The sequence below is a fragment of the Methylobacterium sp. WL1 genome, from assembly GCF_008000895.1.
In the GTDB taxonomy this organism is placed as follows: Bacteria; Pseudomonadota; Alphaproteobacteria; order Rhizobiales; family Beijerinckiaceae; genus Methylobacterium.
On record NZ_CP042823.1, the window covers coordinates 6,077,473 to 6,086,932 of the forward strand.

Consider the following 9,460-nt stretch of genomic DNA (forward strand, 5'->3'; position numbering starts at 1 on the left):
TTGGGCGAGGATTGTTATCCGAGGATGATCAGCCCGGCGAAGCCCAATGCACCGACGATGATCCGCCACCAGGCGAACAGCCGGAACCCGTGGCGCGACACGTAGTCGAGCAGCACGCGGACCACGAACAGGGCCGAGACGAACGACACGATGAAGCCGATCACGATCAGGCCGATATCGTCGCGCGAGAGGAATTTGTAATTGTCGAACAGGTCCTTGGCGAAGGCGCCGGCCATGGTCGGCATCGCCAGGTAGAACGAGAACTCGGTGGCCGAGCGCTTGTCGGCGCCCATCAGCATCGCGCCCACGATGGTCGCGCCCGAGCGCGACACGCCCGGGATCATGGCCAGGCACTGGAAGATGCCGATCTTCAGGTCCATCGGCAGGGAGAAGTCGTAGACGTCGGTCTTCTTAACCTCGAGGTCGGTGTCGTCGAGGACGAGAAGCACCAGGCCGCCGGCCACCAGCGTCGCGCATACGATCCACGGGTTGAACAGGTAGGCCTTGATCACCTTCGAGAAGAGGCCGCCGATGATCGCGGCCGGCAGGAAGGCGACCAGGATGCCGATCACGAAGCGGCGAGCCTGCGGGTTGGTAGGGAGCGCGGTGGCGATGCCGACGAGGCGGCGGAAATACACCGTCAGGATCGCCAGGATCGCCCCGAGCTGGATCAGCACCTCGAAGGTGTTGTTGGGGGAGTGGAAGCCGATGAAGTGGCCGACCAGGAGCTGGTGACCGGTGGACGAGACCGGGATGAACTCGGTCGCGCCCTCCACCAGGGCGAGAAGGACCGCCTTCCCGATGCTTACCGGATCCATTGTCGAGCCTCGCGCCGCGGGCACACGCCGGCCCGAGCCAGGCGCGTCGCGAACCGTCCAAAGAATGTGCCCGGAGGCTTCGCCCATCAGGGTTGACGAGCGGTTACCGGAGCGGGCCGCGCGTGTTAAGGGCTCGGCAACGATCGAGCAATAACGCTCGCTCTGAAGTCCTGCGCGCCGAAATCTAACGCGCCGGGGCCGACGACCGGCGTGGGACTGTCCGCGCCGTCTGAACGCATTGTCCTCACGGCCTCAATGGCGACGCTCTACCACTTCCCCTTCTGCGCGAACTCCCGGTTCATCCGTCTCGTGCTCGCCGAGATGGGTCTCGAACCGACGCTGTTCGAGGAGCGCCCGTGGGAGCGCCGGGACGACTTCCTGTTGATCAATCCGGCAGGCTCCACGCCCGTGCTGCTGGAGCAGACCGGCCTGGTCGTGCCGGGCGCCGGCGTCATCGCCGAATACCTCGACGAGACGAGGGGCCTCGGGCTATCCGGCCGGCGCATGCTGCCGGACGACACGGTGGAGCGCGTCGAGGTCCGGCGCCTGCTGGACTGGTTCCTGATCAAGTTCGACTCCGAAGTGACCGGCTATCTGGTCAACGAGAAGATCTCGAAGCGCTTCATGTCGGCGCACGAGGGCGGCGGCCCGCCAGACATGAACGCGATTCGGGCGGCGCGCACCAACGTGCGCTACCATCTCAAGTATATCGGCTACCTCATCGCTCGCCGACGCTGGCTCGCCGGCGACAACCTGACCTATGCCGATCTCGCGGCCGCCGCCCACCTCTCCTGCGCCGACTATCTCGGCGACGTGCCGTGGGACGAGGACGAGATGGCCCGCAACTGGTATGCCCGGGTCAAGTCGCGGCCCTCGTTCCGGGGGCTGCTGGCCGACCGGGTGGCCGGCATGCCGCCGGCGGCCCATTACGCGGATCTGGATTTCTGAGCGCACGACGGACCTATCACGGTGCCGACCTGCGCCGCCTCGTCGAGGGGCGGGCGCGCCATCTCGGCTTCTGCGGGATGCGGGTGACGCGGCCCGACCGGCTCCCGGACCTGCCCGCGCGCCTGTCGTCCTGGCTGGAGGAAGGCGCCCACGGCACGATGGACTGGATGGCGGACCGCGCCGACCAGCGCGCGAGCCCCGTCGGCCTCTGGTCGGGCCTGCGCAGCATCCTGGTCTTCGCCATGAGCTACCGCCCGGACGACGATCCGCTCGAACTCGTGGCCCTGAAGGAGCGCGGCGCGATCGCGGCCTATGCCCGCCGCCGGGATTATCACGACGTTTTGAAAGGCCGCCTGAAGGAACTGGGGGGCTACCTGTCGGCCAAGGGCGACGTCCGGGTGAAGGTGTTTTGCGACACCGCCCCGGTGATGGAGAAGACGCTTGCCGAGGCGGCCGGGCTCGGCTGGCAGGGCAAGCACACGGTGCTGCTCTCCCGGGAGCACGGCAACTGGCTGCTCCTGGGCGCGATCTACACCAGCGCCGAGTTCGAGCCCGACGATCCCGGGCGCGGCCATTGCGGCTCCTGCCGGGCCTGCCTGGACATCTGCCCGACCGACGCCTTCCCGGCTCCGTACCGGCTCGATGCGCGGCGCTGCATCTCGTACCTCACCATCGAACATGCCGGGCCGATCGCGACGGAGTTCCGGACGGCGATCGGCAACCGCGTGTTCGGCTGCGACGATTGCCTGGCGGTCTGCCCCTGGAACAAGTTCGCCCGGACCGCGGCCGATGCCCGCTTGGCTGCCCGGGCCGACCTCGCCGCTCCGGCGCTGGCGGACCTCGCCGGATTGGACGACGCGGCCTTCCGGAAACTGTTCGCCGGAACCCCGGTGAAGCGCACCGGCCGGGACCGGTTCCTGCGGAACGTCATGATCGCAGTCGGCAATTCCGGCGATCCCCACCTCGCGGATGCGGCGATCGCGCGGCTCGCGGACGCCTCGCCGCTGGTGCGGGGCATGGCGGTGTGGGCCTGCGGCCGCCTGCTGGAGCCCGCCTCCGTTCAGGCACTGCGCCAACAGCACGAAGCAGCCGAGACGGATTCTCACGTTCGCAGCGAGTGGATCGCCGCCACCGCCTTGACGGAACTCCGGACCGGCGAGACATCCCGGGCATGAATCTCTTCATCTTCGGGCTCGGCTTCACCGGCCGCCGTTTTGCCGAGCGGGCGCGCGACCGCTTCCAGACGGTGCGGGGCACCGTCACCGACCCGGCGAGTGCCGCGCGCATCGCCACCGAGACCGGCTTCACCATGCGGGCCTTCGGGCCGGAGGCGGACGATCCCCGGATCGCCGACGACCTCGCCGACACCGACGCGCTCCTCGTCTCGGCGCCCCCCTCCGAGCGGGGCGACCCGATGCTCCGGCGCTACGAGGACGCGATCGCGGCGAGCCGGGTCGGCTGGATCGGCTATCTCTCGACCATCGGCGTGTACGGCGACCAGGGTGGCGCCTGGATCGACGAGGCCACGCCGGCCGCGCCGCGCAGCGCCCGCTCCCGGATCCGGCTCGAGGCCGAGGCGGCCTGGTTCGATCTCGGCGCCCGGACCGGCAAGGCCGTGCAGGTGTTCCGGCTGTCGGGCATCTACGGCCCGGGGCGCAACCCGATCGTGAAGCTGCGCGAGGGCCGGTCTCAACGCATCGTGAAGGCGGGCCAGGTCTTCAACCGCATCCATGTCGACGACATCGCCACGACCCTGATGGCCTCGCTCGACCGTCCGAGGCCGGGGGCGGTCTACAACGTCACCGACGACGAGCCGGCGCCGCCTCAGACCGTGACCGAGCACGCCGCGGCGCTCGCCAGCTTGCCGCTGCCCCCGGAGGTCGACTTCGAGACCGCCGACCTGTCACCGATGGCGCGCAGCTTCTACGGCGAGAACAAGCGCGTGCGGAACCGGCTGATCCGCGACGAACTCGGCGTCGCGCTGGCGTACCCGACCTATCGCGAGGGCTTGGCCGCCCTGAAAGATCAGGCCTGATCAGGCTTCCAGGTGCCGCGGCCGGACGAGGCGGCGGAGCAGGCCGCCGCGCGGGCCGGCGAGCATCGAGACGATGTAGAGCGCGCCGGCGGCGAGCACGATGGCCGGGCCGCTCGGCAGGTCGAGCTGGTAGGACAGGCTGAGCCCGGTCACGCTCGCCACCGCGGCGATCAGCATCGAGATCGGGATCAGGCCGCCCAGGTCGCGCGCCCAGAATCGGGCCGCCACGGCCGGCAGCAGCATCAGCCCGACCGCCAGCAGGGTCCCGAGCGCCTGGAAGCCGCCGACGAGGTTCACCACCACCAGCGCCAGGAAGGCGAGATGCACCGGGCCGCCGCTGCGGCTCACCGTGCGCAGGAACAGCGGATCGACGCATTCCATCACCAGCGGCCGGTAGATCGCGGCGAGCACCACCAGGGTCAGCGTGCTGATGCCGCCGAGCAGGATCAGCGCGGCGTCGTCGAGGGCCAGCACCGAGCCGAACAGGAAGTGCATCAGGTCGATCTGCGAGCCGCGCAGGGAGACCAGCAGAACGCCGCCGGCCAGCGAGATCAGGTAGAAGGCTGCGAGGTTCGAATCCTCGCGCACCACCGTGGCCCGGGTGACCGCGCCGGCGAGAAGCGCCACCGCCAGCCCGGCGACCAGTCCGCCAAGCGTCATCGCCGGCAGCGACAGGCCGGCGACCAGGAAGCCGGCTGCGGCACCCGGCAGGATCGCGTGGCTCATCGCGTCGCTCATCAGGCTCATCCGGCGCAGGGTCAAGAAGACCCCGACCGGCGGCGCAGAGACCGACAGAGCGAGGCAGCCCGCCAGCGCCCGGCGCATGAAGCCGAACTCCACGAAGGGCGCCAGAAGCGGCCCGAACGGATCGATCACGCCGCGTCCTCGTGATGATGATCGTGGGCGTCCGGGCCGTGCGACCCGTGATCATGCCCGCGCGCGTCGGCTGTCCGGGGCCCGATGCAGACCGGCGCGTCCTCATCCCAGGCTTCGGAGAGGTTGCGCGCACGCGCCAGGTTCTCCGGCGTCAGGACTCGGGCGGTCGGCCCCCAGGCCACGGCTTCCCGGGCCAGCAGGAGCGTGGTCGGGAAATGCTCGCGCACCTGGGACAGGTCGTGCAGAGCGGCGACGACGGTACGGCCCTGGCCGTGCCAGAGCCGGATCAGCGCCAGCAGGTCGTCCACGGTGCGGTTGTCGATCCCGGTGAACGGCTCGTCGAGGAGCATCACCGGGCAATCCTGCAGGATCAGGCGGGCGAACAGGGCCCGCCGGAACTGCCCGCCCGAGAGGGTGCTGATCGGGCGCGCCTCGAAGCCGCCGAGCCCGACCGCCTCGAGGGCCGCCGCGATCTCCGGCCGACGCCGGCCCAGGCTGCGCCAGGATCCGGCCTTCCGCCACAGGCCCATGCCGGCGAGGTCCATCACGCTCAGCGGAAAGCTCCGGTCGATCTCGTCGGCCTGGGGCAGGTAGGCGAGGGCGCCCGAGCGCTCGATATACCCTTCGAGGCAGCGGATCTCGCCGGCCATGCCCTTGAGCAGGGTCGACTTGCCGGCGCCGTTCGGCCCGACCAGCGCCAGCAGGTCGCCGGCGCGCACGGTCCCCGACAGGTGGTGGATTGCCGGATGCCGATCGTAGCCGAGGGTCAGGCCGACCAGCCGGATTGCATCCTGCATGGCGGGACGGTCGCTCATGCGGCCAGCGCCCAGGCGATCGCCAGCCAGACCACGACCGACAGCGTCACCGCCAGGGCGAGGCGTGGGCCGATGCCGCTGCGGAACAGGGATCGCGGAGCCGCTTGGCGTGGGCTGGAAATCGGGGGCAAGACGTCCTCGTCGCGCGCTCGGGCCGGCGCGGGGACCGGTCGGGCTACTGGTGCGTTCCGGGGCCGCGGTGATACACTGTAACAAACCCGCCGGACAACTGGCGGTTTCGGGGTTGGAGCGATCATGCACCGTCACGAGGGTCACGACGCGTGCCAGGCGGGCGTCGGCGACATGCTCGCGCGGGCGGAAGCCGTCTGTCGCGAGCGCGGGCTGCAATTCACGCCGCTGCGCCGTGAGGTGATGGAAGCGGTGGCGGAGGCCGGGAAGGCCCAGGGCGCCTACGACATCGCCGAGAAGCTCAGTGCGCCGGGCAAGCGCGTGGCGCCGGTCTCGGTCTACCGCGCCTTGGACTTCCTCATGCAGCAGGGCCTGGTCCACCGGATCGCAAGCCGCAACGCGTTCATCCCCTGCGCCCACGGGCATGCCCCGGGGGAGGGGGTCGTGTTTCTGATCTGCCGCACCTGCGGCGGCGTCGACGAGGCCTCGTCCGAGGAGCTGGAAGACGGCCTCGGCCGCACCTTGAAGCGGGCGGGCTTCACGCCGGCCCACAGCATCCTGGAAGTCGAGGGTGATTGCGGGGCCTGCCGGGAGCGTGCGCAGGAAACCTGAGGCGCGTCCCGGGTCGTTCAGCGAGCGTTCTTGTAGGCCCGCCGCGAGACGATGGTCTGGACCATGATCTGGAGATCGAACCAGATCGACCAGTTGTCGATGTAGTGCAGGTCGCAGGCGACGCGACGTTCCATGTCGAGGTCGGTCAGGGTCTCGCCGCGATAGCCGTTGACCTGGGCCCAGCCGGTGATGCCGGGGCGCACGTTGTGCCGCCGGGCGTAGAGCGCGATCCGCCGCTCGAAGCTGCGGTCATGCGCCAGGGCGTGGGGGCGCGGGCCGACCAGCGACATCTCACCCTTGAGGACGTTCAGGAGCTGCGGCAGCTCGTCGAGATTGGTCCGCCGAAGGATCGCGCCGACCTGCGTGATGCGGCTGTCGTTGCGGGTCGCCTGCTTGAACACCGCGTTGGCGTCCGCTCGCATCGACCGGAACTTGAACACGCCGAAGGGCTGCTGGTTGAAGCCGTAGCGCTTCTGGCGGAAGAAGACCGGACCCGGGCTGTCGAGCTTGATCGCCACGGCGATGGCCGCGAGCAGCGGCGACAGCGACACCAGGGCGATCGCCGCCACCGTGAGGTCGAGGGCGCGCTTGAGCAGGATCTCGGTCACGTTGAGCGGCCGGCGTCCGATATTGATGCCGGAGACGCCGCCGACCCGGGCGACCTGCATGTCAGGGAACCGGTCGAGGACGCTGCCGGGCCGCAGGTGCAGGGCCGACGGTACCCGCAGGAACGCGTCGATGCAGCGCTCGACCTCGGCGGTGTCGGTCCACGGCACCAGCACGAACACGTCGTCCGGGCGCAGGAACCGGACCACCGACACGGCGAGGTCGAGATCCTCCTGGAGCTGATCGTGCCGCGACACGGTGTCGGCGCCCGGATCGACCCGGCGCAGGTAACTGGTGCCGACGATCCGGGACCCGAGCTGCTCGGCCTCGTGGCTGGCGTAGAACCGGGCGATGTCCTCCTCGTACCCCACCAGGTGGACGCGGCTGGCCGAGGCCGATCCCGCCGTCAGGCTCCTGCGCACCAGGCGGGTCGCCACGGTGCGGGTCAGGAGGAGAGCCGGCAGGCCGAGCAGGAACGCCGTGATCGAGACGATGCGCGAGTAGTCATTGGTCGTCTTGGTGAGGAAGCCGACCACAAGCACCGCCGCCCAGGCGACCAGCCAGAGCGAGGCTATGCGCTGGACGTTCAGCTTCTGTGCCATGATGCCGTCGAGGCTGTAATCCTCGCGCAGGATGTTCGACGAGACGATGATCGCGCTGAGCAGCGCGGCCAGGCGCAGGCCCCGGAAGGCGGTCACCCACACGCTGTCGCCCTCGAAGGCGATCTGGTAGCCGAACTCGACGGCCAGGATGACGGCGACGATCGCCCCGATCTCGGCCGCGGCCAGCGACGACGACATCACGATTCGCGCGAACGCCCGACCGCGGCGCGGCAGGAGCGCCGACCACACGCTGCGACGGCGTTCGGCCGAAGTCGGAAGGGGCTGGAACGTCTCCGGAACCCGCTCGTGAAACATGTTGCCCGCCGCGTCCCGGTTTGATCGGACTTTGTACCGGTCTGAAACACGAAAGATTTCAGCGCCGGCATCTGCCGATGACGGAGCAAGGGGTGAGCCGCGAAATCCGGTAGTCCGGCCGCTTCGGGGTGGCCGCCCATGTAAGCGAACGTCTGCCGGTCGGCAATACATGGTAAATGCTGAGTCACCAGAATACGGAGACATGCAGTGCGTGACCGTTCGACGGCTTGATACCAGCAGTTGCGTGGTAATGCCGGGACGTTGCTGAAGGGTTGAATTCTAGCGGACCAAGAAGCTTGGCCGAGTCTCGCGGTATCCCGGACACAGGGGCGGCGCGGTTCCTGCGCGCGGCCGTCGACGGGGTCGCCCAACCTTACGTCGTCACGCCGCCAGACCACATTTCGGTCCGGCGGCGGGTCATGAAGGCAGTATCTGCAACGTCAGGCGGTGGCGGCCTGCTTCGCGGTCTCGGCGCCGCCGACGGTCTGCACCATCTCGAAGCCCTCGAATTGCGGGTGTCCGAGATACAGCGGCTTGGTCGAAGGGGCCCGGCTGTGCGCCTTGCGGAACTGCTCGGAGCGCGTCCAGGCTTCGAATTCGGCGCGCGAGCGCCAGACGGTGTGCGAGGCGTAGAGGACATGATCCTCCTGCTCCGGTCCACGCAACAGGTGGAATTCGACGAAGCCATCCATCTCGCCGAGATGGCTGTCGCGCCCGAGCCAGACGGCCTCGAAGTCCTCGGTCGCATCCTTAACGACCTTGAAGCGATTCATCGCGATAAACATGCTGTTCTCCGTTGAGAGGCTGAATTTAGGCCCCGAAGCCGGTCCGGGCGAGCCCTGCTGCGGCGACGGGGCGCGCGCGAAGCTCTGCGCAGACTTATCCGATCGACATTTCAGCAACAATGTTTCGAAGATACGCCAGGTTAAACCACAAGATGTATGCTTAGACTTGCGGAGCTTAACAACTTCGTGTCCAATTGCGGGACGGTCCATATTGTGTCGCAGTCGGGGTGTCATCCGATTGCTATACCGCTCGCAATCGACGCGAAAATTTGTTCGGCGCACGGGAGCAAGTGACAATAAGGGCTTAGAGCCGGTACCGTTTGCAATGCATTCGGTTGCTGCTCTAGCGTGCGGCACCGCACGTTAGGTATAGGCGCGTTATGAGATTGAGGGTCGGACGGTGAAGCGGCGCGATGGCGAGGCGAGAACACCGGATCCGCAAGGGGACGCTGTTCAAAGCGCGGACAAGGACGTGACCAGTCAGATCATGCCGAAGCAGACCACCGACGTCGATCGTCTGGTCGGTATTCGCATCACCGCGCTGCGGAAGGCCCGCGGCCTCAGCCAGACCGCGCTCGGCAACGCCGTCGGCGTCACGTTCCAGCAGGTTCAGAAATACGAGAAGGGCCAGAACCGCGTCGGTGCGGGCCGGCTGCGCGAGATCGCGCGCCTGCTCGAGGTGCCGGTGTCGGCGTTTTTCGAAGAGAGCGAGCCCCGCGAGAACGCCCAGGAGGACGTGTTCGGCTTCCTCAGCGCCCACGGGGCGATCGAGTTGCTGCGCGCCTACGCGCTGATCGAGGACGAGCAGATGCGCCGCGACGTCCTCGCGCTGGTCCGGAGCGCCGCGCGGCTGGCGCAGGCCCGCACCGCACCGCCCGCAGCCGATCCGGTCTGAACGGTTTCGACCGGGGCGGTCCCG

11 protein-coding genes are annotated in these 9,460 nt (G+C 68.7%); 5 read left to right on the forward strand and 6 right to left on the reverse strand.

The annotated features are described in order from the left end of the window. Positions 1-14: 14 nt before the first annotated feature. A complete protein-coding gene (locus FVA80_RS29575) occupies positions 15-818 on the reverse strand; it encodes an undecaprenyl-diphosphate phosphatase (protein ID WP_147905861.1) in 804 nt (267 codons plus the stop codon). Between the two features lie 255 nt (positions 819-1,073). Between FVA80_RS29575 and FVA80_RS29580 the strand changes: the two genes are divergently transcribed. The 3 genes from FVA80_RS29580 (at position 1,074) to FVA80_RS29590 (ending at position 3,801) form a co-directional block, all read left to right on the forward strand. After that, positions 1,074-1,766 carry a glutathione S-transferase family protein gene (locus tag FVA80_RS29580; protein WP_007561448.1) on the forward strand — a complete coding sequence of 231 codons (693 nt, stop codon included), beginning with the start codon at positions 1,074-1,076 and terminating at the stop codon, positions 1,764-1,766. A 77-nt stretch (positions 1,767-1,843) separates the two neighbouring features. Further along, positions 1,844-2,941, forward strand: coding sequence for a tRNA epoxyqueuosine(34) reductase QueG (gene queG, locus FVA80_RS29585; RefSeq protein ID WP_246692202.1), 1,098 nt, complete (start codon positions 1,844-1,846; stop codon positions 2,939-2,941). Next, entirely contained in the window at positions 2,938-3,801 is an 864-nt protein-coding gene (locus tag FVA80_RS29590) for an SDR family oxidoreductase (RefSeq protein WP_147905860.1), read from the forward strand. Before queG ends, FVA80_RS29590 begins: the two co-directional genes overlap by 4 nt. On the opposite strand, the gene FVA80_RS29595 is transcribed toward FVA80_RS29590, so the two are convergent. The 3 genes from FVA80_RS29595 to FVA80_RS32080 are packed head-to-tail and all read right to left on the reverse strand — an operon-like array spanning position 3,802 to position 5,623. Next, positions 3,802-4,626, reverse strand: a complete 825-nt coding sequence (locus tag FVA80_RS29595) for a metal ABC transporter permease (protein WP_147906000.1) — start codon at positions 4,624-4,626, stop codon at positions 3,802-3,804. A 47-nt stretch (positions 4,627-4,673) separates the two neighbouring features. After that, positions 4,674-5,492, reverse strand: coding sequence for an ABC transporter ATP-binding protein (locus FVA80_RS29600; protein ID WP_147905859.1), 819 nt, complete (start codon positions 5,490-5,492; stop codon positions 4,674-4,676). Then, complete coding sequence (locus FVA80_RS32080) at positions 5,489-5,623, reverse strand: hypothetical protein (RefSeq protein ID WP_281407053.1); 135 nt, start codon at positions 5,621-5,623, stop codon at positions 5,489-5,491. Before FVA80_RS32080 ends, FVA80_RS29600 begins: the two co-directional genes overlap by 4 nt. A gap of 124 nt (positions 5,624-5,747) precedes the next feature. On the opposite strand from FVA80_RS32080, the gene FVA80_RS29605 reads away from it, so the two are divergent. Beyond that, positions 5,748-6,233, forward strand: a complete 486-nt coding sequence (locus tag FVA80_RS29605; RefSeq protein ID WP_147905858.1) for a transcriptional repressor — start codon at positions 5,748-5,750, stop codon at positions 6,231-6,233. Between the two features lie 17 nt (positions 6,234-6,250). Here FVA80_RS29605 and FVA80_RS29610 read toward each other — a convergent pair whose 3' ends face one another. Together FVA80_RS29610 and FVA80_RS29615 are read right to left on the reverse strand one after the other, a co-directional pair. Then, positions 6,251-7,756 carry an undecaprenyl-phosphate glucose phosphotransferase gene (locus FVA80_RS29610; RefSeq protein WP_147905857.1) on the reverse strand — a complete coding sequence of 502 codons (1,506 nt, stop codon included), beginning with the start codon at positions 7,754-7,756 and terminating at the stop codon, positions 6,251-6,253. 440 nt (positions 7,757-8,196) lie between these two features. After that, positions 8,197-8,541 carry an antibiotic biosynthesis monooxygenase gene (locus tag FVA80_RS29615; RefSeq protein ID WP_147905856.1) on the reverse strand — a complete coding sequence of 115 codons (345 nt, stop codon included), beginning with the start codon at positions 8,539-8,541 and terminating at the stop codon, positions 8,197-8,199. Between the two features lie 484 nt (positions 8,542-9,025). Here FVA80_RS29615 and FVA80_RS29620 point away from each other — a divergent pair, with 484 nt between their 5' ends. Next, the gene (locus FVA80_RS29620; protein WP_147905999.1) at positions 9,026-9,436 is read left to right on the forward strand and encodes a helix-turn-helix transcriptional regulator; all 411 of its coding nucleotides are present in this window, start codon (positions 9,026-9,028) and stop codon (positions 9,434-9,436) included. The last annotated feature ends 24 nt before the right edge of the window (positions 9,437-9,460 follow it).